Here is a 24,345-nt window from a genome sequence, read left to right as displayed (position 1 = left end):
GACCGGCAATCAGAGCCTGGGTACCGGCCGTTCCACGACGCTCCAATAGGACGAGGTGTCGATGAGGCTCAAAACGCGCCCTTGGTCCATGTCCTGGTTCAGCACGCCTCGTATCAAATCACCGGCCAACCAGCTCGCCGTATTAGCTGCCAATACTCGACCTTCGGCATTGAGCAACAGCGCTTCATTGCTGACTCTCATCAGGCTGCGCACGAGCAAGGGTTCCAACGAGTGCAGGGAGATGTCGGCGGCGGCAACGCCAATGAAGCGATCATCGAAAAAAATCGGCACGGAGAAGGCAACGATGTACTGCTCGGTGCCATACAAGTCGACAAAAGGCCCGTCTATGGAGGGCTGGCGAGTCTGCTGCGGACGGGTGTACCAAGGCATGTGCAGGTAATCGTAGAAACGATCGCTGCGGCTATCGAGATTCAGCTGCAAAGGCTGGACTTGTTCGTTCTGGGTCCGGCACCACCACTGCAGGTGCATCTCGCAATCTTCCAGCTCACCAGGGGCGAAAACCACGCCAGCGCCATGAAACTTGAGACTCTCGGAGTCAAGGATCTGCCGGACGCCACCCAACAATGGCTTGAGGTCGCGTTGATTGGGGCGCCTGGTCTTGCACCGTTGCCGTTCCCAAATGCTCGATACCTGGGCGCCCAGGTCGTTGAGACCCTTGAAGACGTTACCAATGGAAGCGTTGATCAACGTTGCGCATTGGGATAACCCATTTGCTGAAATTTCGTTATCCATGGCTCTAACTCATGCCTCGGAAGGGACAGTGCGGTGTTTGCTGGCGACACGGACAGGCTGTCGGGCGGTGTTTGGAGTCAGTTGTTGAGCAAGTTCTGTTCCAGTCATCAGGCATCTTGCGCCATCTGCTGCAAGCGTATGGCGGTCAAACGCCGGACGCCGCGAGCAACATGGGCTTCGGCCAGTGCCCCCGCCAGATTGGCATCGTTCGCAATGATGGCCTCCAGAATCGCCCGGTGTTCCCGCTCGATCACTTGGGGATCCGGTTGCTCATCAAATGGCAACCATAACAACTCCCCCAGTTCCGCCTGCAAGCGGGCCTCGCTGTGGGTCAGCCGTACCGACTGCGACGCCACGGCAATTTCGATGTGGAACCTGGCGTCGGCACGTCGGCGCTCCAGACGTTCTTGTGCCTTGGCCAGCGCATCGATGTAGCCACCCAGCCGCGCATGTTGCTCAGGGCCGGCGCGTTGGGCTGCCAAGCGGGCGGCGGCGCCTGAAATGGCTGCGTGCTCGTCGGCCAGGTCACGCAATTCAAGCGTGCTCATTTCACGCAATTGATCGAACAACGCCTGATCGGTGGTTTGTGGGGCGGCGCAGATAAAGCTGCCGCCGTTGCGTCCACGCCGGGTTTCGATGACCCCGCGCTCTCGCAAGGCAGCCAACGCATCGCGCAGGGTGACCGTGGCGACGCCGAGTTGGGTGGCCAGGGTACTTTCGCTGGGGAGCTGTTCACCTTCGACCAGCAACCCCAGGTCAATCATTTCAACCAGGCGGCGGGTGACGGATTCCGTTTTCCCTTCCTGACTGAGGCGTATGAGGCTTGATGTAGGGCTCATGGTCGTTTCATTCATTGGCGGCGTCGTCGACGCCTGGACTCAAAAAAATTCTATTTCATAGTTCAAAGGGATTTTCAGGGGCCACTGGCGCGGAATTCTAGGGATGAAAAGGCGTTTAAGTCAAAAAAACCTGGCTGAATTTGGTTTTCCTGGGGTTCTCATGAACTAAAAGATATGGTTCCATATGTTTAAGCGAGCCGAGATCGCATTCATCCGAACCCAGGAGCACTTCAATCATGAGTCACTTGACCCGAGCAGAGTGGGAAGCCAGAGCCAAGGCGCTGGACATCGAGGGCCGTGCCTTTATCGACGGGCGATACAGGCCTGCCAGTTCAGGCGCTACCTTTGAATGCGTGAGTCCTGTGGACGGGCGATTGTTGGGCCTGGTTGCAAGTTGCGATGCCGCGGACGCCGAGCTGGCCGTGACCAGCGCCCGGGCGGCATTCGACTCCGGCGTTTGGTCGCGTCAGGCACCGGCAATGCGCAAGGCGGTCATGCTGCGTTTTTCCGACCTCTTGCAGTCTCACGCCGAAGAGCTGGCACTGCTGGAAACGCTGGACATGGGCAAACCGATCGCCGACTCGCTGGCGGTCGACCTGCCTGGCGCCATCGATAGCATTCGCTGGTGCGGGGAGGCCATCGACAAGATCTACGATGAGGTGGCCGCGACGGCGGTAGATCAGCTCGGGCTGGTGACGCGGGAGCCGGTCGGGGTGGTCGCTGCCATCGTGCCGTGGAATTTCCCGTTGATGATGGCTTCGTGGAAATTGGGGCCGGCATTGGCGACCGGCAACTCGGTGATTCTCAAGCCTTCAGAGCGTTCGCCGCTGACGGCTATTCGTATCGCACAGCTTGCCCTGGAAGCAGGGTTGCCGGTCGGTGTGCTCAATGTGCTGCCAGGCCATGGACACACGGTGGGCAAGGCCCTGGCCTTGCACGGTGACGTTGATGCGCTGGCGTTTACCGGTTCCACCCGAGTGGCCAAGCAACTTCTCGTGTATGCGGGCGAGTCGAACATGAAGCGGGTTTGGCTGGAGGCGGGGGGGAAGAGTCCGAACATTGTCTTCGCAGATGCCCCAGATCTACAGGCAGCCGCCGAAGCGGCAGCGGCCGCCATTGCTTTCAACCAGGGCGAGGTGTGCACCGCCGGTTCACGTTTGCTCGTCCAGGCTTCCATCAAGGCGCACTTCGTGCCGATGGTGGTCGAGGCTTTAAAAGGCTGGAAGCCAGGCCATCCGCTGGATCCCGACACCAATGTCGGTGCGCTGGTGGACGCGCGCCACCTGGAAGGGGTGTTGCAACACATTCGGCAAGGACAGGATCAAGGCGCCCAGTTGTTGCTGGGAGGGCGCGTGGCATTGGAGGAAACCGGCGGCAGCTACGTGGAGCCGACACTGTTCGACAATGTCAGCAACTCGATGACAATTGCCCGGGAAGAGATTTTCGGCCCAGTGCTGTCGGTGATCGAATTCGACGAAGCCGAGGATGCGGTGCGCATCGCCAACGACACGCCTTACGGGCTGGCTGCAGCCGTCTGGACGGCCAATCTGTCGCGCGCCCACACCATGGCCCGCGCACTTCGCGCCGGAAGTGTCTGGGTCAACCTGTATGACGGCGGCGACATGATGGCGCCGTTCGGTGGCTACAAGCAGTCCGGTAATGGCCGCGACAAATCCCTGCATGCCTTCGATAAATACACCGAGATCAAGGCCACCTGGATACAGCTCTGAGGCATTTCTGGTGAACCACGTTACGGGTGGAATGGTTCTGCCTGCTTGACGCTTACTCAACGAATTCCTTTTTGAAGGATGGCGCAATGAACAGCTCAATAAGCTCCACGGCAGCCGTGGACCAGGACGCGGAGCAACTCCGTGCCCTCGGGTACACCTCGAGTTTCGAACGTAGCATGAGCCTGTGGCAGAACTTTGCCCTCGGGTTCACCTACCTATCACCGGTAGTCGGCGTCTACACATTGTTCGGCCTGTGCCTGGCAACGGGCGGGCCGCCCATGTTCTGGTCCTACCTGCTGGTGGGGTTCGGGCAAATGCTGGTGTGCCTGATTTTTTGCGAAGTGGTGTCCCAATATCCCATCTCCGGCGGTGTCTATCCGTGGGCCCGTCGCCTGGTGGGGAAAAAGTGGGCCTGGATGGTCGGCTGGATCTACGCCATCTCCCTGTGCGTGACCATTGCTGCCGTAGCTCTGGGCGCCGGTCCCTACATTGCCAACCTGCTGGGTTTCGAGCCGTCGCCGGTCACCAATACCTTGGTCGCGCTGGTCCTGACCGCTACTGCGACGGTCTTGAACCTGAGCGGCACCAAGCTGCTGGCGCGGGTGGCTATGTTCGGCTTTCTGTGTGAGCTGGTCGGGGCGTTGTTGATCGGCGGCTATTTGCTGATTTTTGAGCGCCACCAGCCCTTGAGCGTGTTGTTCGACACGTTCGATATCTCCATCGATGGGGAGTACTGGCCGGCCTTCCTGGCCGCATCACTGGCCGGGATGTTCCTTTACTACGGTTTTGAAGCGTGCGGCGATGTGGCCGAGGAAACGCCCAATCCCAGCCGCCAAGTCCCCAAGGCCATGCGAATGACGATCTGGATCGGCGGTGCCGCGTCGATCTTTGCCGCCCTGGCCTTGATCCTGGCCGTGCCTGATATTGCCGCCGTTGTTTCCGGCCAGGACAAGGACCCCATGGCCACGATATTCGGCGCGGCGTTCGGTCCGGTCATGTCGCGGGTGGTCATGGCGGTGATCACGGTTTCGTTCGTTTCCTGTGTGCTGAGCTTGCAGGCATCCGCCAGCCGCTTGTTGTATGCCTACGCCCGAGACGAGATGCTCATGGGCAGTGGCGTGCTGAAGAAAATCTCCCCGGCCACCCATGTGCCGACCGCCGCCCTGATGGTCTGCGGGGTGCTGCCGGCGATCATCGTGTGTGTCGGTTTCTATCTTCAGAACGCCATCGCGCTGGTGGTGAGTTTTGCCGCCATCGGTATCTACCTGGCATTCCAGATGATCGTCGGGGGTGTGATGTACGCCCGTCTCCGGGGCTGGACACCCAATGGCCAGTTCACCTTGGGACGTTGGGGCTGGCCGGTGAACATCGCTGCGCTCTGCTATGGCTTGTTCGCCATCGTCAATATGTCCTGGCCGCGTATGCCAGACGCGCCGTGGTATGTGAACTACGGCATCGTGTTGGTTGGCGCCATCGTGATCTTCGTCGGCCTCGTCTACATGGTCCTGTTTCGCCCCTACGAGAAAGGTACCGCCCCGGCTTCCGATGCCTGGAAAAAAACCTAAGCGACATGACGGCCTGCCGCCGGGCGCGGCAGGCAAATCCTCTGATGATAAAAGGGTGAACGCTATGACGTCTCGAATCCATTCGATGCTGTTTGGGTTGCTCCTGATTCTGGCCAGCCATGGGGTTCTGGCAGCCAGTCAAAACGATACCCTGGGTGTGATCCATGACTATATGAAAGCTTGGAACGCTCGCGATGCGGAGGCTGCGGCGAAGTACTTCACCGAGGACGGCGAGTTCCTCGACGCCTCGGTGGGGACACCGCAGGTCGGCCGGGAAAATGCCAAGACCCAGGTGATCGAAGTGTTCATGCACGCAGTGCCGGATCTGCAATGGACGATGCTGGGCGAGCCGATCGTCAACGGTGAAAGCATTGCCTTCGAATGGGAATTCAAGGGACACAATACCGGGCCTTGGAGCACCGAGACGCCGGCCACCCAGCGCCCCCTTAGCTTCAAGGGGGTGAGTTTCATCCGGCTCAAGGAGGGCAAGATTATCACGCAGCACGACTACTATGACGCCCTGGGTTTCAACAAGCAGCTCGGCCGGTAGATCAATGTTCCCGCCGTGAGAGCTGTAGCAACAAACCAGGCTCGGCTCTCCTGGCCGAGAGCGTCCAGCCATGGGCCTGGGCGATTTCCTGGCAGATCGTCAAGCCCAGGCCGGCGCCATGGTCGCGGCGATGGGCCCCGCGCCAGAAGCGAATGAACAGGTTTGGCAGTTGCTCCCGATCCACCCCGGGGCCCCAGTCTCGTACGCTCAGGCTATCCTCGCCGACGTCCACTCGAACCTCTGTGCCCCGAGGGGCGTGTTGGATGGCGTTTTCCAGCAGGTTCTTCAACAAGGTGAAGAGGGCGCTGCGATCCGCCTGCCATGGGTCAGCAGAGGCAGCGTTCTGCGCCAGCACCAAGCGCACGTCTGCGGCTTCGGCCATGCGCTGCAAATAGTTGCTGGCTTCCCTCGCGACATCGGCCAGTTCGACCTCGGCAAACTGGTAGTTCCGGGCCTCACTGGCTTCGGTCAGGAGCAGCAGTTGCTGGACTTGACGGGTCATGTGAGCGACATCGTTGAGCAACGCGTTGCGATCGTGGCTGTCCTCCATCAATTCGATTTGCGCGCGTATCAGCGCCAGCGGTGTCTTGAGCTCGTGGGCCGCGGTTGCTAGAAACTCCTGTTGGGTCCGGTAGCCATGTTCCAGGCGCTGGAGGACCCGATTGAAACTGTCCACCAGTGGCACGACTTCGGACGGTACGCTGGTGACCTGCAAGCGTGAATGCAGGGAACGAGGCGAAATGGCCGCGGCCGACTCGGACACCTCGCGCAAGGGTCTGAGCGTATAGCCCAGGGTGATATAGGCACAGGCGGCAAAGACGAAGAGCAGCACCAGGCTGAACAGGACGATACCGGCGCCCATGAATGGCAACGCGAATGCACCATGGAAGAGGTCCATCAGCCGTTCGCTGACGGCAAGTTGCAGGAACCAGGTCTTGCCGTCGTGTTCGACCGGCGCGGTGGCGCCATACATCAGGATGCCCTGGAGCTCGAACTTGAACGGTTCGTGCTCTGAAGGACGCACCGCGGTGCTTGCAGGCCAGAAGGTTGCTTCGGTGGACGTCAGGACCACGTTTGCCGAGGCGTCCAGCACGCGGTATCCGATGTCTTGCGGCATGCTTTCATAGGTCCAGATTCGATCGGCCTCGCTGCGATCGAATCCGACCGGGCGGCCGGCAGGATCGAACTGGAGTTTCTCCGCCAGCTCCTGGGTGCGTTCGGCCATGTTCATGACCAGCAGGATGTCGCTCTGGGAGGTGACCAGGGCCAGCGCCGTCAATACGATCAGCAGGATGCTCAGCGCCACGCCAGCAATATAGGCCAGCAACACTTTGAATCTGAGGCTACTCAGCCACGTCGACCTGGCGCAGCGCATAACCAAGACCTCGCAAGTTGACAATGCGTTGGCGGGAACCGATGGCAAGCAGCTTGCGGCGGATACGGTGAAGGGCCACGTCCAGGGCGTTCGGCGTGACCGCCTCGCTCAAGCCCCAGCCTGCTGCCTCTATCGTCTGACGGCGGACGATCTCCCCAGGTTTGCGCAACAGCAGCAACATGATCTGCATTTCCGCTGGCGCCAGGGCAATGCTTTCATTGGCACACCACATGCTGCCGGTGTCGGGTTGCAGGCTCAGGTCGCCATGGCTGGGCGCCAGTGGGCGACAGTCCACGGGGCGTCGCAGCAACGCTCGCACGCGCGCGACCATTTCATCCATGGCAAAGGGCTTGGGCAGATAGTCATCCGCGCCGGCATCGAGCCCCTGTACCCGATCATGCAGGGCATCCCGCGCCGTGAGCACCAGGCACGGGATGCCTAGCCCGGCGCTGCGCAGACGCTTCAACAGGACGAGCCCGTCGCCGTCCGGCAACCCGCGATCGAGGATCAGCGCCTGGTAGGGCACACGCTGGATGGCCGACCACGCGCCATCCATGCGGTTGATCACATCGACGGCGATCCCCGCATTCGCCAGGCCTGTGCAGACCAGGTGCGCCAATCGTTCGTGGTCCTCGACCAGCAGAATTCGGCTCATCAGAAGCGGTACAGGTAGCCGAACAGCGCGCTGTTTTCGGTAGAGCTGTCTACCAGCGGGCTGTCCTTGATCTCACTGGCGAGGCTCGTCGCTTTGATATCGAGGAACAGGGCGTGGTGTTTATCGAACATGTAGTTTCCCCGGACGCCAAATTCGGTATTGAGGGCAGACTTGCCATCATAGGCCGCACGATCGATGCGGGCCTCACTGTCGCGCACGCCAAAATAATAATCGACGTATTTTTTGTCCTGCCACATCGCCGTGACTTGGGGTGTGAGCGTGATGTGTTCGCCGACCCGCCAGGTCCGCTCCAGGCCCACGTTGAAGCGCTGCCCCTTGCTGTTGCCCGACACCTCCGACAGCCACTCGGCGCGCACGTCCACCGGACCGGTGTGCCACTCCACTTTGGCCCCCGCCCAGAAGCTGCTTTTGCGGTCGCTCATGCCATCGAAGACCCGCGCGTCGTCAGCGTCGTAGCCACTGAAGTCGTACTGGCCCATGAGGCTGAAATCGATTTGCTGGGTGTCGCCGATCTCGAGTTGTGACAGCTTGACCTCGGCGTTTGGGCCGAACACCCATAGGTATTCGTTCTCGAAGTAGATCAGCGGTATCGCCTTGTTGTCACGATCGATGCCGGTATAGGGCTGCTGGCTGCTTAATGCGCCGACCCCCAGTCCCCAGGACGAAGACGGTTCGGCGTTATCAGACTCGGCCGCCTGTGCGGCCATTGCTGAAATGGCCACGGCGAGCAGGAACACACTCGGGATTGTCGAAACGGCTAAGCGCAAAGGCATTGAGTTCTCCAACAGGACAGGATGAATGCACGCCCATCGTCGAGAACTTTCTCTTACCGAATACTTACCGTTATTTGTCGAATGCTTGATCTTGATCAAGGCAAATACAAATTCCAGCCCCCCGGGTGGATATAAGTGCCAAGCAGTGCAATATCAGGCGTGATGGCCATTTGGTATTGCGTTAAGATCGTTCAGGATCAGCGTGTATAACAGCGGTTTTACAATAAGTTCACGCATCACTAATTCAGTATGAAATGAGGCTTGAACGGAAATGCTCAGGAATGCACCGCTGCGTCTGAAACTTTTATTGATACTGCTACTTCCCTTATTGGGGTTTCTCACCTTGGCCGGGGTCTTTGTAGTGGATAACTACAAGACACTACGCGATATGAACACCACGGTGACTGCCAGCGCCACGGCGCAGAAGTTGAGTCAACTGATTACCGTATTGCAGCGCGAGCGCGGAGCCAGTGGGGTCTTCCTGGGCAGTGGCGGCAAGTCCATGGGTGAACGGATGTCCCAGGCGCGCCAGGATGCCAATACCTCGGTCGAGGTGGTGCGCCGGTTGTCTGCGTCGGGAAGCACGCAATTGGACAATGTCCTGCGGGCATTGGACGCGTTGCCCACCATTCGCGGGCAAGTTGATAAGTTGAGTATTAGCAGCACCGAGTCGGGTGTTCGTTATACCGAGATCATTCAAACGCTCATGGGTTACACCCACTCTCTGGAAGCAACGATCAACAACGCCACCATTGTCCATGCGCTCGGTGCCCTTAATCAGTTTATCGAGATGAAAGAGCGGGCCGGACGTGAACGGGTGGTACTCGGTCTGGTGTTCAGCCAGGACCATTTCGATGAGACGTTATTGTCACGCTTTAGCCGCAATCTCGGCGAGTTCTCCGCTTATTCCGACGGGTTCCGTCGCAAGGCCCAGCCAGGATTACTTCAACAACTGACTGATCAAATGCTGAAACCCGCTGCGGTTGCAGTCGACAAGTTGCAACGCCTGGCATTCGAGGTGCCATTGGGGCAGCCGCTGGGCATCAAGCCCGAGGCCTGGTTTGAACTCTCCACTCAACGCATCGACATGATGAGCCAGGTGGAACAAGCCCTGGGTGAAAGCGTCAGTCGCCTGGCGACACATGAGCGCGATGAAGCAAACCGTGCATTGTGGCTGACCATTGGCGCGGTCGTCGTGGCATTGCTTGCGGTGACGGTGCTGTCGTATGTGATCATCCGCATGATCGATTCGGCGGTGCGCGATGTGAACCGCGTCCTGAATGACTTGGCCCAGCGTGATCTCACTGCCAGGGCCACCTATGACGGCCGGGATGAGTTCGGCCAGATCTCGCGAAACCTCAACCGCATGGCGCAAGAGATCAGCGGGGTCGTGCAGGAAATCGGCAATGCCACGGCGCAAGTGGCAACCGCGGCGCAAGAGTCTTCCACGGTGACGGTCCAGACCAGTGAGAGTGTCGAGCAGCAGCGCCAAGGCACTGAGCTGGTGGCCACCGCGATCAATCAGATGAGCGCCACGGTGCGCGAGGTGGCGCAAAGTACCAACGACGCTGCGCACATGTCGCAACAGGTCAATATCAGTACGGCTCAAGGTCGGGTGGAGATCGAAAGTACCATCGGCTTGATTCGCCAATTGTCCGCGCAAGCCGAAGAGACCGCGGGGATCATTGGTGATCTCAAGCTGGAAAGCGACGCCATTTCCTCGGTGCTCGACGTGATTCGCGGCATTGCCGAACAGACCAATCTGCTTGCGCTCAATGCGGCCATCGAAGCGGCGCGAGCTGGTGACCATGGTCGCGGGTTTGCAGTGGTCGCGTCCGAGGTGCGCACCCTGGCGCAAAAGACCCAAGAGTCCACGGGCAACATTCAACAGATGATCAGCAACCTGCAGGCCGGCTCCGATCGTGCGGCCCTGTCCATGCAGCAGACCTTGGGCAAGGCCCAGGATGGCGCGAGCAAAGTCGAGCGAGCGGGCGAGTTGTTGGTGGAGATCGCCGAAGGCGTGGCGACGATCAGCGACCGCAACATTCAGATCGCCTCCGCTGCTGAAGAGCAGAGCGCGGTGTCCGAGGACATCAATCGCAATGTGAACGAGATCAATGATCTGGTAATCCAGGTGAGCGCCGGTGCCGAGCAGACGGCAATCACCAGCCAGGAACTCGCGCGCCTGGCCGAGTACCAGCAACAGTTGGTCAGTCGCTTCAAGGTGGCTTAGGTTGCCGCGGTATTTGTGACGGTGTGGTAGAACAGTGTCGTCGTGATGATGCTTCAGCCAACGTAGCCCGGGCCTTTAACGAAAAGGCCCGGATTTGTTCCATACGTTTCGGGATCAGAACTTTTTCGGTACGGGCAGGGGCCGGTCAATACAGCCATGGTCAGGTGCGCGTCGCGCAGGCAAGGGCACCAGCGAAACCAATTCCTCTTCGACGATTTGATTGCTCATGGCCAATTCCAGCTCGGGGCAGTCAATGCTGAGCCAGTCACCGTGTTGGAGCGGCACATTCGCGGTGCGATGGCTCAAGCTGTGAAACACGTAATGAACCAGCCCAGGCTCGAGAAACTGCTCATGTTTCTCCAGGAACTCTTCCGAGTATCGGCGCAAACTCTGCCAGCGATGCAAACTCATCCGGTGGTGACTTGCCGTCAAGGGTTGGCCGTCGCGTTCTATCTGGACATTGATGGCCAAGTCAGCCTGCAATTCCCCCACGATCAATGCCGGGGCAATCGCACAGGTACGCAAGTGCGCATGCGTTGAAGAAATGGCGTCACGACTGTGCAATACATGATCGTGAATATCGTTGCCCAGGGTAAAACCAATGAAGCGCAGCCCGCCAAACGGGTCGACCCAATAGAGGCAGACAATGCACGGCTCGCTACTGATGCTTTGTGAATGATAAGGCACCTGCAAAGGGTCGCCGTCGGTCTTGAGCAGTCGGCCGTTACCTTTGTAATACCAGGCTTGTTCTGTCTTGGCGGTACAGAGGGTGATTTCGCTGATCTGGACCAATAAGTTGTTATCGGGCTTGAGCGGCGGTCGGTATTTCACCGCCGCAGGCGTAAGCGGGTAGGGTGTGGACGGCAGGTCCTTGAGATAGGACTCCCAATCCATATTCCGATCCGCGCAATGGGCCAGGGCTTCATAAAGATTTCCCTGGGGTGGGCGCACCTCCCGGCTTTGCCCGGACTTGAAGTCAAATACGCCAAGACCTCCTCGCGGCACTGGAGAGTCCAGCAACATTACATAATGGGTCATCACTTATCCTCCAGGGTCAAGCGTGCGGACAGAGGGACGTAGTCCTTGAGTCCGTTGAAAGCCGGGTTTGTCTCTTTGAGCCGTAAGGACAGCAAGCCCCCCGTGATACTTCCGGCCAGTGCCAGGAACAGAATCGCGGTAAGCCCCCACGTCATGGCGATGTAGCCAGCGACGACAGGCGCGACGCCGCCTCCAAGAATCTCTCCGCAGCCCACCACCAGGCCCGTCGCGGTGGCCAATAGACTGGGCGGCACTGATTCGCTGGTCAGTGGACCGACCGTCATGCAGATCAGGCTGAAGTTGATGAAGGACAAGAAAAATAATTGAAGGAACAGTAGCCAGGGCAGCGGTGGGCTGATGATCAATAAACCCACCAGCAGCGCGCTGATCATGAAGCAGATGGAAACCACTGGCTTGCGACCCAGTTGGTCGGACAAGCCGGGAATGACCAGTTGGCCAAAAAAACCACCCAGGCCAATTGCAGAAATGATCATGGCCATGGAGAAATTGCTCAGGTGCAGGATGTCTGTCAGGTAGCTGGGGAGCAGGGCGCACAGAACGAACTGGCACGTCAGAATGCAAAGCATCAAGGCAATATTGAGCCGTACATTCCCGCTGGACAGGGCCGTCCTCCACTGACTTTTGGAGGTGTGTGCAATCGACACCGCGCTGGGCGCCTGGGTCGGTTGGTAGGTTCTATAGAGGTACCAGGCCACTAACAGGCCGGGTAACGAAATGATGGCGAATACGGCGCGCCAGGATCCGAACAATTCCAGCAAGACACCCGCCAGCAGCGGTCCGAGGCACAGGCCAATGATGGGGAACAAGGCCTGTTGAATGCCTAGATTGAGTCCGCGCCGGCAAGGCTGCGAAACTTCGTCGGTGACGATGATACTGACTGGAGTGAAGGCACCTTCGCAGACGCCCATCAAGGCGCGCAAGAGCACCAGGCCCACCAGGCTGGTGATCAATGCAGACGCGCCGGCCAGAAGCGATAGCAGGGTGATCGACAGCACCAGCAACTTCTTGGGGCCCAGTACCCTGATGGCGGCGCCCATGAACAGGGCAGAACCTCCCCATGCAAATGCCAGGATGGCCGACAACATGCTCAAGTCCTGATAGTCCAGGGCCAAGTCACGCATGATCACCGGGAACAGCGGCATGATAATGAACCTGTCCAGTCCTACCAGCCCGAAGCTCAGCGACAGAAGCGTGATCATGCGTCTTTCATAGCCGCCCCAAGGTCGAGCGACCAGATACTTCATCTCCATGTTCCTTCCCCTTCTTTCCCTAGTGCTTTCGAAGCCCTCTCGAACGAGGTGAACGCCTGCGATCCATACTCCGGCAGCCAGGGACAGGTGTGCCCCTGGCTGGGTGCCGGTGTTTTATCGGGTCTGTCAGGCGACCCACTTGCCCACGGCCATTTCAGCGGTGAAGCCGGGGCCGAAGGCCGCCAGCATGCCCGTCGCGCCATCGACAAGCCCGCTGTCGAACTGGCGCTTGAGCACATCGAAGACCACCACGCTGGCGATGTTCCCGGCTTCGCTCAAACTGTCGCGAGACTGCGCGACCCGACCGGGTTCCAAGTCCAGTTGCAGGACCAGTTCATCAAGAATTTTCCGTCCGCCGGTATGGAAGATGAAAAAGTCATTTTGAGCGCAATGTTGATTGAAGGTCTCGTAGTTCAATTCCTCCATCATCGGTGCGACATCTTTAATGGAGTTCATGACAGCCTTGTCCAAGGTGAAATGAAAGCCGCTGTCTTTAACGTCGTATTTAATGTAGTGCTCGCTATCAGGCAGGAAGTAAGACCCGGTATTGGCGATCTTGAAACCAGGCGCCTGGTCATCGGCGCGCATAACGCAGGCCGATACGGCATCGCCGAATAACGCGGCTGATATGAACGCGTGCAACTTGGTGTCCTGGGGTTGATAGCAGAGCGATGAGAACTCCAGGGAGACGATGAGGACATGGTTGTCCGGCGCCCGGCTGGCGAAGTCATTGGCTCGATTGATCGCCGCGGCGCCTGCCACGCAGCCCAGTTGAGCGATGGGCAGTTGTACGGTCGACGTTCGCAGGCCCAGGTCATTGATCAAGTGGGCTGTCAGCGAGGGCATCATGAAACCGGTGCACGATGTCACCGCGACCATGCGAATGTCATCGATGGTCAGCCCGGCATTCTCGATGGCTTGGCGCGCCGCGATGGACGACATGCGGCGGGCTTCGCGCTCATAAACGATACTGCGGTGGGTGAAGCCGGTGTGCACCGCCAGTTCATCGATAGGCAGGACCAAGTGCCGTTCGTTCACCTGCGTGTTTTGAATCATTCGTTTGGCAAGTGCCATTCGTGGATGATCATCATGCAACTGCTCTAGATGCTCGATCATTTGTTGCTGGGTGATCTTGTATTGCGGAAACAACAGACTGGGTTTACAAAGAGTAGACATGACAAGTCCTCGGCGAGAAGCCAATAAAGTTAGAAGCACATTTAAGGCAATGACTGCAAAGCAGGACTCTGAAAGACAGAATCAAAGCAGCGGGCTGGAGAGCCAAAAAACTTGACTGTTGTTATCGAAAGAGCGGGGTGTAGCGGGCGCCTGGTTTGTTATTTCACCAGTACAAACTTATAGGCATATTGCCAGGCCAAGTTGCTTTCCCGGACATGTTTGCGAATAACCATGCGCACAGGCGCACCGCTGACGACTTGCCGGGGATCGGTGACATCAACGATTTCCGAGGCAATCACCAGGCCATCGTCCAGGCGCACCATCGCCATGAAGCGGGGCACGGTTTCGCCATAGCCCATGGCCGCCAGTATCGGATTCTCGGCATGGGCGCTGACTTGGATCGTGCCGGTGCGTGAGCAGCGATACGGTTCCACATTCAACGAATTGCACGCGCCGCAGACGGTGCGCCGAGGGAAGAAAATTTCTTCGCAATCCTGGCAGCGGCTGCCTTCGAGACGGTATTTGCCGCCATGCTCGCGCCATTCGCGCAACATGCTGGCGGTGGTCATGCGGTGAATCTGTTCAGGGTAAAGGGACATGGTCGGCTCCTTAATCGTTGGAAAGCACAATGACGCTGTTGTGCGCGGCGTACCCGCCCAGGTTTTGCGAGACGCCAATACGGGCGCCTTTGACTTGGTTGTTGGACTCGCCGCGAAGCTGTCGGAACAATTCAGTAATGTGCAAAATCCCATCGCAACCGGAGGCGTGGCCGCGTCCGATGTTGCCGCCGTCAGTGTTCAGGGGAAGTTGCCCATCAAGGGCTATGCCGCCTTCCAATACAAAGTCGCCTGCCTGGCCTGGACCACATGCGCCCATGGATTCCATTTGAATCAACCCGGCGCCCAGCAAGTCGTAGACTTGCGCCACATCGATATCCTTTGCAGTGATGCCGGCTTTTTTGTAGGCGATTTCGGCGCAGGCCATCGAGTTGGCGGAAACCGCCATGCCTACATCTTTTGGCAGCCCTGGAAATTGCAACGTCGGGTTGTGATAGCGCGTGCCGAAATAGTGCGATACGCCGGTGTAGGCACAGCCACGGATAAATACCGGCTGGGTCGTGTAACGGTGCGCAAGGTGTTCGGCAACCAGGATGGCGCAACCGCTGGCTTCACCCCAGGCCAACATCGAGCCACATGCTTCGCTACTCTTGAGTGCTTCGAGGGACGGAATCGGCACGCCATAGCGGGTAGCCGTGGGGGTGTTATGGGCATAGATACGCATCTGCCGCCCAAACGTTGCCAATACATCCGCCTCGCGTCCTGCATAACCGAACTTTTCAAAATATTCGGCGGTCGCCAGGGCGAAGGCGTCTGTGTGTGAGATGCCGAGAAAATAATCGTATTCACATTCAGTGCTGGAGCCAATGTACTCGGCGTAGTTGATGTGATCGGTCATTTTTTCAAAGCCGCCGCACAGGACAATGTCGTATTCACCTGAGGCGACCATTTGGTGAGCCATCTGGAACGACACCGAACTGCTGGTGCAGTTGGCAGTACTCATGAACGTGGGGGCAGGGCTGATACCCAGGGCATCGGAAATGGTCGGGCCCAGGCCTCCGTATTCAGAAATGCCTTCACCGTGGTAGCCATAGGCAACTGCCTGGAGTTCGCGGGGGTGCATCTTGATGGCGTTGAGCGCCTGGTAGGCGGACTCGACGATCATCTCCTTGAAAGTCTGACGAACTCTGGAACTGCCGGGCTTAGGGGTATAGGCAGCCGAAACGATAGCAACGCGTCGTGCGCTCATAAAAAAGTGCTCCTTGCTGGATGGATTGGAATCAGAGATAGGCCGTCAGGGCATAGTCGGGCCGCAAGTATTTGAACTCGTACTTGATCGACGTCCCGTAATCCACGTAGTACTTATCCTCCAGCAGCGTGCGCAGCGGAACGTTGGTCTTTTGATAGGCTTCGATGGCATCGGTGACGGTCAAGGCAATGGCATCGCTGCCTGCACCAAACCCATAGGAAACCACCAGGATTCTTTCGCCGGGACGCGCTTGATCGAGGACGTTGACCAAGCCCAGCAAAGGGCTCGCTGCCCCAGCATCGCCGACGCTCTGGGCATAGATGCCAGGTTCTATTTGCGCCGTCGTGAATCCCAGGTGCTTGCCGAGAGAGTAGGGGGTCGACACCAGGTTCTGTTGAAAGACGACATAATCGAAATCACCGGCCTGCGCATGGATCTTGGCCATCAATCCCGAGGCAGCACGGCGAGTCTGGTCTTCAAGGCCGATGCTGTTCTTGTCCGAACCCAGTCCCATTCCCGACCGGATATAGCGGTCCCCTTGAGGCCTGATGTTGTCAGCGACATCCGCCGCGCAAGAAAAACTTGCGTCAAAATGCGCGATCACATTTTCTGTACCCAACAGCAGGGCAGCGGCGCCCGCTCCGGCGTAGGACTCTGTCAGATCACCGGGGGCGGTGTTGCGGTTGATCGTATCGGCGCCCACCGCCAACGCGTTGCCCACCATGCCCGATGCTACCAGGGCGTATGCAATCTGAAGGGCGCTGGTGCCTGATTTGCCGGCAAACTGCACGTCAGCACAAAAGGCGTCATAGCCGCAGCCAAGCATTTCCAGGATGATCGCGGCCGAGGCCCGGGAGTCATATGGATTGGTGCAGGTGCCAAGATAAAGCGCTTCAAGGGAACAAGGCGGCGCTTTGTCCAGTGCGCGTTGGGCGGCAAGGACGCCCAAGGTAATGACGTCTTCATCAGGCTGCAGTACAGCCCTTTCGAGAACACCCAGTTGACCCTTTACCAAGCTCAAATCGGTGTTTTTCCACACCTGGATCACGTCGTCCACCTTGAGCCGGCAGACCGGGATGCCCGCGCCATAGCTCACAATTCCTACTTTATTCATGTGTACTTCCTCCAGATTCCGTTCTTTCACCTGCTGGCAGAAAGCCGTGACAGGTGCATGAAATATTTAGAAACTATCTATTGGTGCTCGCAAAGTGATAAATGGCGGTCCCATGCCCATAAATCGGCAGGTTCAAGCGTCAGAACCTACCGGTCAACCTATGAACAATAGGTTTGTTTTCGTACAATCATTATGTATGATACGAAACGTACCGTATCATTAAGGTAGCGTTAAAAATTTATGACTTTCCTTCTCATATCTCCCTATTTAGAGGTAATAAGCGCTCAAGAGACCCCCTGCTAAGCAGAAGCTGAGATCAAATAAACATACAAAACGAAACGATCCGTTTCATTGCTTTTCGAGAGAATCCTATACCCTGAGTCTCTTTTGTCAAGCGCCATATTGGAGATTTTGATTTATGGCCCGTAAACCATCTCGGAGCTCCATTGGCTCATTGAGGAGCCCTCACACGCACAAAGCGATCATCATTTCTGCCATAGAAACCCTTAAGGAGTGCGGTTACTCGGGGTTGAGCATCGAGGCGGTGGCCCGCCGCGCTGGCGCGAGCAAACCGACAATCTACCGGTGGTGGGGTAACAAGGCAGCCTTGATCGCCGAGGTCTACGAGAGTGAAAGCGAGCAGATTCGCAAAGAGCCTGATAAAGGCTCTTTCAAGGAGAATCTCAATTTCTTGCTGCTCAATCTCTGGAAGGTCTGGCGAGAAACGATTTGCGGGGAGGCTTTTCGATGCGTCATTGCTGAGGCCCAGCTCGATCCCAGCACGTTGCCCAAGCTGAAAGACGAATTCATGGAGCGGCGCCGGGAGTTGCCTCGCAAGCTGGTGGAAAAAGCTATTCAGCAGGGCGAGTTGCCCAAGGATACGTCGCGTGAATTGCTCTTGGATATGATCTTTGGGTTTTGCTGGTACCGGCTGTTGACCGAGCAGTTGGAGGTGGAGGCAGATATCAATGAGTTCACGACACTGCTAATGAACGGGGTATTGCGTCCGACTTCGGCGGCGGTTCAAGACGCCGCCGAAGCCTGATTATCGGGGAGGGGATGCGCTTATTTCGTGCCGCTGAATTGTGCATGAAGGCTCGGCAGGATGCTGGCCAGATGGTTGAACTCACACAAGTCATGCACCGCAAATTCATAAGCCAGGGTTTCCAGCTCAACCTCTCCCAGACCGTTTTCTTCCAGTAGCTGAGCGGCTCGCTCGGCGCCTGGAAAACGCTGCATGGCGGGGTGGCTGCCGACCCAGTAACGGCTCGTCAGGTACAAACCCTCCGGACATTCCTTGAACAAGTGCGCCATCAGCGACACCGGCACTTGCGGTTCATGGGCCAGGCTCATCAGGGCGCTGACGCTGCCGTCTATTTTGGATTCGCGGTACAGGTCCGGACAGAAGCCCAGCTCGCAGGGGTCCCTGAAATCAATGTGCAGGTGCATGAGGCGGTCACCGACGTACTCGGAGGCGCAAAAGGTATTGCCATACAAGCGCTCCTCGAAGCTCAGGGTATCGTCCAGGAGGCGCTCGTGATGAACACAGGGGTTTTCCACATGGGCATAAGGAAACCACAGGGTGTAGCGTTCAGCCTCCAGTGGATGCCACATGAACCACCACTTGAGCATCTCAGCTGTGCAGTTGGGGAAAAACTTGCGACTTTGCACGTAGGCCATCGGCCCTGGCAGCAGCGCGTATCCGGCCTCTTCGCTAATGAAATCAGTGGCGAGCATGCGGTTAAGGTCTTCAACGCTGGGCGTCAAGGCGTCAGCCAAGGGCATGGGGCCTTGCTGTATCTTTTCGACGGCACTGAGCGGCACGCTGATCTTCGAGCGGAAAAAGTCGGCGTAGGGTTTGCCTTGGATGGCCCGCTGATTGGCTAGGAACTGCTTCTGCATTGGCAATGAGAAGTAGGTGAAAGGTGTCATTACGCGCGCTTCCATGACGGTATTTCCTTGGTAGTGCGTGAAAAGCCCGCAGCATCGGCTGCAAAGTCCTCACGTGGTGTTGTAAAGGGACAATGACGGGACCAAAATAGGTAGGCTGAAATAAAAAGTCAAATTTGAATTAGAACTATAAAGAGATGAGCTCATGGACAATGCCATTGGCAAGCCTTCCCTGCCTCGTGCTTCGCGACTCGATGGGCAGGCAACGCGGCTGCAGATTCTGGAAAAGGCGGGTGAGTTGTTTGCCGAACAAGGGTTGGCCAACACCACCAGCAAGCAGATTTGCGAACGTTCGCAAGCCAACAGCGCGGCGGTGAATTATCACTTCGTAAACAAAGAGGGCCTGTACCGCGCGGTATTGCTCGAAGCCCACGCTCGGTTGATGCGGATGGAAACTCTGGTTTCGCTTAACGAGCGGCCAGGGTCGCCGCAAGACAAATTACGTGCCCTCATCACCGTGTTGGTCGAGCGCCTGCACGACCATCCGGATGGCTGGGCGCTGAAAGTGCTCACGCGCGAAGTGCTTTCGCCTTCTCCCGAGTTCGAGGTGGTGCTCAAGGAACAATCGTTTCCCAAGGCGCACATTCTGCGTGGCTTGCTTGGACAAATCATGAACTTGCCAGCGGATCATCCGACAACCCTGCGCAGCGCCATCAGCGTCTTCGCCCCCTGTCTTTTCTTGCTTATAGCCCATCAGCCGTTAAAGCAGCATGTACTGCAAGGGTTGAGTCTCGAGCCGCAGGGTTTGATCGACCACATGATGAGTTATGCCCTTGGTGGGCTCCAGGCAGTGGCGGCGACTGCGCACGACGCTGCAAGCTGACGCGGGATCCATGGTTATCGGGGGCTACCGTTGGCGCGCGTCCATTGAGTAGGCGCCGCCGCCGCGCGCGACGATGTAGAGGGCCAGAAAACCCATCAGTACAGGAAACTCGATGCCCCGATCTATCCAGGGCCATGTCGGTCCCAGCGCATAGCTGATTGCAACCATCTCAATGGCGATCAGCAGTGCGACGAGTCGCGTGCCGAGCCCCATCGCCAGCATGAGCGCACCGACCGTCTCCAGGAGCATGACCAGGAAGGCAAGCTGTGCAGCGAAAGGCAGCCCCATCACGTTCTGGATGAGGTTGATCGACGCGCTCATTGGATCAGCCATCGATCCATGGGCGGTGCGCAGAACCTTCGGCAAACCGTGGGTAAACAGGACCACGGCGAAGACGATCCGCAGCGCGGCGTACAGGTGAGGTTCGAAGCGGGCGACTCGTGCAGTCACCGTGACCACCGCGCAGCGCAGCGATGATAGGTCTTGAGTTGTCATGGGAAATCCTTGGCTGGTTTGCTTGAAGCACTGATACATGACGTCGATAGGCCTTTTGAATACTCCGAAGGCGCTATTGTCCTTTGGCAGGCAGCCCCATCTTCGCCAGCGTCAGCGTTTCATCAGCGCGCCCCCATCCGCCGTCTGCAACCTCTTCGACCAGCACCATGGTGAACGGACGAACTCCCTCGCCGAAGTATTCGACGAACATCTCTGTGGTGCGATGAATGATCTCTTCTTTGCGGGCGTGGTCCAGGATTCCTTCGGGAAATTTATAGTTGGCGAATGGCATCGGTTTGCTCCGTGGGTGTGAAACAGACTGGGTCGGGCGAACAGCCCATGGCGCGCATTTTTCTTGTTTGGGCCCTGGAGATAAACCCTGCCGAGTTGCCATCTGAATTCAATAACCGTGAACAATCGACGCCGTGGAACGCTCTCACGTGCCAACCTCCGGATGCATGCGGTGTCATATGATTTTCGCCGCAAGAACCGGATAGCGGGTTCTGCCCAGGTGTTCTCTTCTAGGCACTCACATCAAGAGGTGCCCATCATGAACTTTCGCATCACAGGCCTTGCCCCCGATCCATTCCGCGCGCTGTTTGGATTGTCCGATGAAGCACTCGCCTCGCGGGGGATAAGGCGTTATGTCGTTGACTGCCAGCCAGGCTTTCCTGATCGCATAGAAATGAAAGATGCGGAGCTGGGGCAACGCATGCTCTTACTGAACCATGTCAGTCAGCCGGCCAACTCGCCGTATCGCGCCTCCCATGCGATTTTCATCCGAGAGGGGGCGCCCCAGGCTTACGACGCCGTCAACCAAGTGCCCGAGGTCATGCGCATCCGACTACTGTCCCTGCGTGCTTTTTCCGAGGAGGGGATGATGCTTGATGCCGATGTGGTGGACGGACAGGCAATAGAGCCTGTGATCAGCCGGATGTTTGCCAATCCTGAGGTCAGTTACATCCACGTTCACAATGCTAAGCAGGGGTGTTACTCGGGGCGGATAGATCGGGTGTAGGCAAGGGGAGGTCGTGCTTGCAGACTTGGCTTGAAAGCATTCGGGCCTGCAAGCCTGGAGCATCGCTCCACGGCCCGATGCGCGGAAGCGATACTGAGTTGGCTGTTGTCAGTGCGAATGACGCGGCTCACCACTACGAGCAATCACCCGCAGGTGCAACGTGGCCGGCTCCAGGCAACCCCCGGTGGAAAGCTGTCCCACCAATTGCCGGTACAGCTCCTGCCAGGGCGTTTGCGAAGGCGGAATATTCGGCGTCCATTCGCGTCGGCGCTGGGCCATCTCGGCGTCGTCGATCAGCAGGTTCACGGTGCGGGTATTGAGGTCCACTTTCAGCCGGTCGTTGGTTTTCAGCAACGCCAGGCCGCCGCCCACGGCCGCTTCCGGGGACATGTTGAGGATCGATGGGCTCGCCGAAGTGCCGCTCTGGCGACCGTCGCCGAGGCAGGGCAGGGAGTCGATGCCTTGTTTGATTAGCGCGGCCGGCGGGGCCATGTTCACCACCTCGGCGCTGCCGGGATAGCCCACCGTGCCGACACCGCGAATGACCAGGATGCAGCGCTCGTCGATGTCCAGCGCCGGGTCGTCGATGCGGGCGTGGTAGTCCTCTGGTCCTTCGAACACGATGGCCCGGGCTTCAAAGCTATTCTCGGCGCCGGGCTCGGACAGGTAGGTCTTGCGAAACGCTTCGCCCACCACCGACATCTTCATGATCGCGCTGTCGAAGAAATTGCCGCTGAGCACGATGAAGCCGGCCCGGTGCTTGAGCGGGGTATCGAAGGGATGGATCACATCGGTGTTGCTGGTCAGGCTGCTGCCGACGATTTCGCCGATGGTCCTGCCGCTGACCGTGGCGCAGTCTTCATGCAGGCGCCCGGCTTTTTGCAGTTCGTGCATGACCGCTGGCACGCCTCCAGCCCGATGGAACCCTTCACCCAGGTACTTGCCCGCCGGCATGCAATTGACCAGCAGCGGCACGTCCTCGCCAATCCGTTGCCAGTCCTCCAGGCTCAGCTCGACGCCCATGTGCCGGGCGATGGCGATCAGGTGCGGCGGGCAGTTACTCGAAGCACCCAGGGCCGAGGCGACGGCGATGGCGTTCTCGAAGGCTTGGCGGGTCATGATTTGTGACGGGCGAATGTCTTGCAGCACCAGTTCGCAGATGCGCTTGCCGGTGGCATAAGCCATTTGCCCGCGCTCGCGATAGGGCGCCGGGATGCTCGCGCAACCGGGCAGGGACATGCCCAGGGCTTCGGCCAGGGCGTTCATCGACAAGGCGGTGCCCATGGTGTTGCAGTGACCCACCGACGGCGATGCCGCGGTGGTCATTTCCATGAAGCCTTCGTAGTCGATCTCGCCGGCGGCCATCAGGTTGCGCGCATGCCAGAGCACGGTGCCCGAGCCGATCAGCTCGCCCTTGTGGTGACCGTCGAGCATCGGCCCGCCGGACAGGACAATGGCCGGCAGGTCGGTGGTCGCCGCGGCCATCAGGCAGGCCGGGGTGGTCTTGTCGCAGCCGGTGGTGAGCACCACGCCGTCCAATGGGTAACCGTGAAGAATCTCCACCAGCCCCAGGTACGCCAGGTTGCGGTCCAGCGCGGCGGTGGGGCGGCGCGACTGTTCGGCGATCGGGTGTACCGGGAATTCCATGGGAATGCCGCCGGCATCACGGATGCCGGCCTTGACCCGTTGTGCCAGTTCCAGGTGATGACGGTTGCAGGGCGTCAGGTCGCTGCCGGTCTGGGCGATGCCGATGATCGGGCGTCCCGACTGCAGCTCTTCGCGGGTCATCCCGTAGTTCATGTAGCGTTCGACATACAGGGCGGTCATGTCCGCGTGGGCAGGGTCATTGAACCATTGCTCGCTGCGCAGGCGGCGTTTTGACGTGTCACTCATGATTCATTTCTCTCTTGTAATTGGATGAATCGGTCACGGTCGTGGCGTTTTAGCGGTCCAGCAGTCCTCGGGCGGCGAGGTTACGCAGCAAGGCGCTGACACCAAAGGTCCAGGGGGCGGCATCGCAGCTGTGGGTCACCTGGTTATGCAGGCTTCCGAGCAACGGGCTGCTGATGCTGACCACGTCCCCGCGTTTGTGGGTGAAACCGCTGCCGGCATGATCACGGTCTTCGGTGGGGGCGAACAGGGTACCGAGAAACAGCACAAAACCATCCGGGTATTGGTGATTGGCGTTGAGCGTCTGGCCTGCCAGGTCCTGCGGGTCGCGGCTGATCTGGCTCATGGAGCTGGAGCCGTGCAGGCGATAGCCATCCTCGCCTTGTACCTGAAGATCGACCACGCAATCCCTTACATCATCCAGGCTGAAGTGTTCGTCAAACAGGCGAATGAACGGCCCGATGGCGCAGGAGGCGTTGTTGTCCTTGGCCTTGCTCAGCAACAGCGCACTGCGGCCTTCGATGTCCCGCAGGTTGACGTCGTTGCCCAGGCTGGCGCCGTGGATCTGGCCACGGCTGTTCACCGCCAGCACCACTTCCGGTTCCGGGTTGTTCCATTGCGATATCGGATGAATGCCGATGCGGCTGCCGCTGCCCACGGCGGCCAGGACCGGTGCCTTGGTGAAGATCTCCGCATCCGGGCCGATGCCAACCTCCAGGTACTGCGACCACATGCCCTGTTCGATGAGCAGGGCCTTCAGGCGCATGGCTTGCTCGGAGCCCGGCACGATCGTGCGCAGGTTGTCGCCGATCACGCTGTGCACCGTGGCGCGTACGGCTTCGGCCTTCGCGGCATCGCCGCCGGCCTGTTCCTCGATCACACGCTCGATCATGCTGGCGGCGAAGGTCACGCCAGCGGCCTTGATCACTTGCAAGTCCAGTGGCGGCAACAGCGACGGCTTGCTCGGGTCGGCATCAGGGCCGGTGTTGGCCAGCAGGGCTTCGACACTGGCGATGAAGGTGCCGGGCGTCTGTCGCACGGCGGCCAGCGGCGATTCGGTTTCCAGCAGATCACTCAATGTCGCAAAACGATCCGAGAGATCGAACACGCCGTCGCTGCGCAACGCAATGGGCGAAGGCCCGGCGATCCGGCCTGGCACCCAGGCACGTCCAATCAGGGTTCCGGCCACGCCATCGACGGGCAGGGTGTTCTCGGGAGTAAGCAGTAGCGACATGGCCAGTCTTCCTGTTCGTAAAGCCTTCACGCTAGG

At 58.7% G+C, this 24,345-nt stretch carries 23 protein-coding genes; 7 read left to right on the top strand and 16 right to left on the bottom strand.

The annotated features are described in order from the left end of the window. Positions 1-9: 9 nt before the first annotated feature. Positions 10-753 carry a PDC sensor domain-containing protein gene (locus AB4O09_RS18835; protein WP_003200720.1) on the bottom strand — a complete coding sequence of 248 codons (744 nt, stop codon included), beginning with the start codon at positions 751-753 and terminating at the stop codon, positions 10-12. Between the two features lie 107 nt (positions 754-860). Continuing rightward, complete coding sequence (locus AB4O09_RS18830) at positions 861-1,592, bottom strand: FadR/GntR family transcriptional regulator (protein WP_013693026.1); 732 nt, start codon at positions 1,590-1,592, stop codon at positions 861-863. Positions 1,593-1,828: 236 nt separating this feature from the next. Between AB4O09_RS18830 and AB4O09_RS18825 the strand changes: the two genes are divergently transcribed. From AB4O09_RS18825 to AB4O09_RS18815, 3 genes are all read left to right on the top strand, one after another. Further along, on the top strand, positions 1,829-3,322 hold the full coding sequence (locus AB4O09_RS18825) for an aldehyde dehydrogenase (protein ID WP_003200724.1): 1,494 nt from the start codon (positions 1,829-1,831) through the stop codon (positions 3,320-3,322). 86 nt (positions 3,323-3,408) lie between these two features. Next, a complete protein-coding gene (locus tag AB4O09_RS18820; protein ID WP_013693028.1) occupies positions 3,409-4,887 on the top strand; it encodes an APC family permease in 1,479 nt (492 codons plus the stop codon). Between the two features lie 64 nt (positions 4,888-4,951). Further along, the gene (locus tag AB4O09_RS18815) at positions 4,952-5,437 is read left to right on the top strand and encodes an ester cyclase (protein WP_060613763.1); all 486 of its coding nucleotides are present in this window, start codon (positions 4,952-4,954) and stop codon (positions 5,435-5,437) included. A 1-nt stretch (position 5,438) separates the two neighbouring features. Here AB4O09_RS18815 and AB4O09_RS18810 read toward each other — a convergent pair whose 3' ends face one another. The 3 genes from AB4O09_RS18810 to AB4O09_RS18800 are packed head-to-tail and all read right to left on the bottom strand — an operon-like array spanning position 5,439 to position 8,360. Beyond that, positions 5,439-6,767, bottom strand: a complete 1,329-nt coding sequence (locus tag AB4O09_RS18810; RefSeq protein ID WP_363809432.1) for a sensor histidine kinase — start codon at positions 6,765-6,767, stop codon at positions 5,439-5,441. Positions 6,768-6,780: 13 nt separating this feature from the next. Continuing rightward, positions 6,781-7,467 (bottom strand): response regulator transcription factor, encoded by a 687-nt coding sequence (locus AB4O09_RS18805; protein WP_003200730.1) that lies wholly within the window; start codon positions 7,465-7,467, stop codon positions 6,781-6,783. Continuing rightward, on the bottom strand, positions 7,467-8,360 hold the full coding sequence (locus AB4O09_RS18800) for a MipA/OmpV family protein (RefSeq protein ID WP_460053197.1): 894 nt from the start codon (positions 8,358-8,360) through the stop codon (positions 7,467-7,469). Before AB4O09_RS18800 ends, AB4O09_RS18805 begins: the two co-directional genes overlap by 1 nt. A gap of 172 nt (positions 8,361-8,532) precedes the next feature. Here AB4O09_RS18800 and AB4O09_RS18795 point away from each other — a divergent pair, with 172 nt between their 5' ends. After that, complete coding sequence (locus AB4O09_RS18795; protein WP_003200736.1) at positions 8,533-10,494, top strand: methyl-accepting chemotaxis protein; 1,962 nt, start codon at positions 8,533-8,535, stop codon at positions 10,492-10,494. A gap of 114 nt (positions 10,495-10,608) precedes the next feature. Here the strand turns inward: AB4O09_RS18795 and AB4O09_RS18790 are convergent, their stop codons facing one another. The 6 genes from AB4O09_RS18790 to AB4O09_RS18765 form a co-directional block, all read right to left on the bottom strand. Continuing rightward, positions 10,609-11,532: a fumarylacetoacetate hydrolase gene (locus AB4O09_RS18790; RefSeq protein WP_114731015.1), complete on the bottom strand. Its 924-nt coding sequence runs from the start codon at positions 11,530-11,532 to the stop codon at positions 10,609-10,611. Further along, positions 11,532-12,797, bottom strand: coding sequence for an MFS transporter (locus tag AB4O09_RS18785; RefSeq protein ID WP_053162360.1), 1,266 nt, complete (start codon positions 12,795-12,797; stop codon positions 11,532-11,534). Before AB4O09_RS18785 ends, AB4O09_RS18790 begins: the two co-directional genes overlap by 1 nt. A gap of 132 nt (positions 12,798-12,929) precedes the next feature. Then, on the bottom strand, positions 12,930-13,979 hold the full coding sequence (locus AB4O09_RS18780; RefSeq protein ID WP_003200744.1) for a type III polyketide synthase: 1,050 nt from the start codon (positions 13,977-13,979) through the stop codon (positions 12,930-12,932). Between the two features lie 158 nt (positions 13,980-14,137). Further along, positions 14,138-14,578: a Zn-ribbon domain-containing OB-fold protein gene (locus tag AB4O09_RS18775; protein ID WP_003200745.1), complete on the bottom strand. Its 441-nt coding sequence runs from the start codon at positions 14,576-14,578 to the stop codon at positions 14,138-14,140. Positions 14,579-14,588: 10 nt separating this feature from the next. Beyond that, positions 14,589-15,785, bottom strand: a complete 1,197-nt coding sequence (locus AB4O09_RS18770) for a thiolase family protein (RefSeq protein WP_003200749.1) — start codon at positions 15,783-15,785, stop codon at positions 14,589-14,591. A gap of 31 nt (positions 15,786-15,816) precedes the next feature. Then, complete coding sequence (locus AB4O09_RS18765) at positions 15,817-16,899, bottom strand: hydroxymethylglutaryl-CoA synthase (protein WP_003200752.1); 1,083 nt, start codon at positions 16,897-16,899, stop codon at positions 15,817-15,819. Positions 16,900-17,317: 418 nt separating this feature from the next. Between AB4O09_RS18765 and AB4O09_RS18760 the strand changes: the two genes are divergently transcribed. After that, positions 17,318-17,944, top strand: coding sequence for a TetR/AcrR family transcriptional regulator (locus tag AB4O09_RS18760; protein ID WP_003200754.1), 627 nt, complete (start codon positions 17,318-17,320; stop codon positions 17,942-17,944). 20 nt (positions 17,945-17,964) lie between these two features. Here AB4O09_RS18760 and phlG read toward each other — a convergent pair whose 3' ends face one another. After that, the gene (gene phlG / locus AB4O09_RS18755) at positions 17,965-18,846 is read right to left on the bottom strand and encodes a 2,4-diacetylphloroglucinol hydrolase (RefSeq protein ID WP_003200756.1); all 882 of its coding nucleotides are present in this window, start codon (positions 18,844-18,846) and stop codon (positions 17,965-17,967) included. Positions 18,847-18,994: 148 nt separating this feature from the next. Between phlG and AB4O09_RS18750 the strand changes: the two genes are divergently transcribed. Continuing rightward, positions 18,995-19,672, top strand: a complete 678-nt coding sequence (locus AB4O09_RS18750) for a TetR/AcrR family transcriptional regulator (RefSeq protein ID WP_003200758.1) — start codon at positions 18,995-18,997, stop codon at positions 19,670-19,672. Between the two features lie 24 nt (positions 19,673-19,696). Here AB4O09_RS18750 and AB4O09_RS18745 read toward each other — a convergent pair whose 3' ends face one another. Together AB4O09_RS18745 and AB4O09_RS18740 are read right to left on the bottom strand one after the other, a co-directional pair. Next, entirely contained in the window at positions 19,697-20,167 is a 471-nt protein-coding gene (locus AB4O09_RS18745) for a DoxX family protein (protein ID WP_460107356.1), read from the bottom strand. A gap of 73 nt (positions 20,168-20,240) precedes the next feature. Continuing rightward, complete coding sequence (locus AB4O09_RS18740; protein ID WP_003200762.1) at positions 20,241-20,459, bottom strand: tautomerase family protein; 219 nt, start codon at positions 20,457-20,459, stop codon at positions 20,241-20,243. A gap of 258 nt (positions 20,460-20,717) precedes the next feature. On the opposite strand from AB4O09_RS18740, the gene AB4O09_RS18735 reads away from it, so the two are divergent. After that, the gene (locus AB4O09_RS18735) at positions 20,718-21,185 is read left to right on the top strand and encodes a DUF1203 domain-containing protein (RefSeq protein ID WP_013693037.1); all 468 of its coding nucleotides are present in this window, start codon (positions 20,718-20,720) and stop codon (positions 21,183-21,185) included. Between the two features lie 108 nt (positions 21,186-21,293). On the opposite strand, the gene AB4O09_RS18730 is transcribed toward AB4O09_RS18735, so the two are convergent. Together AB4O09_RS18730 and AB4O09_RS18725 are read right to left on the bottom strand one after the other, a co-directional pair. Further along, a complete protein-coding gene (locus AB4O09_RS18730; protein WP_003200766.1) occupies positions 21,294-23,078 on the bottom strand; it encodes an IlvD/Edd family dehydratase in 1,785 nt (594 codons plus the stop codon). 49 nt (positions 23,079-23,127) lie between these two features. After that, positions 23,128-24,309, bottom strand: coding sequence for a fumarylacetoacetate hydrolase family protein (locus AB4O09_RS18725; protein WP_003200768.1), 1,182 nt, complete (start codon positions 24,307-24,309; stop codon positions 23,128-23,130). Positions 24,310-24,345 lie beyond the last annotated feature (36 nt).

The sequence above is a fragment of the Pseudomonas sp. H1_F01 genome, assembly GCF_054681425.1.
The sequence above is the reverse complement of the archived record's forward strand: the minus strand, read 5'-3'. Positions and strand labels throughout refer to the sequence as shown.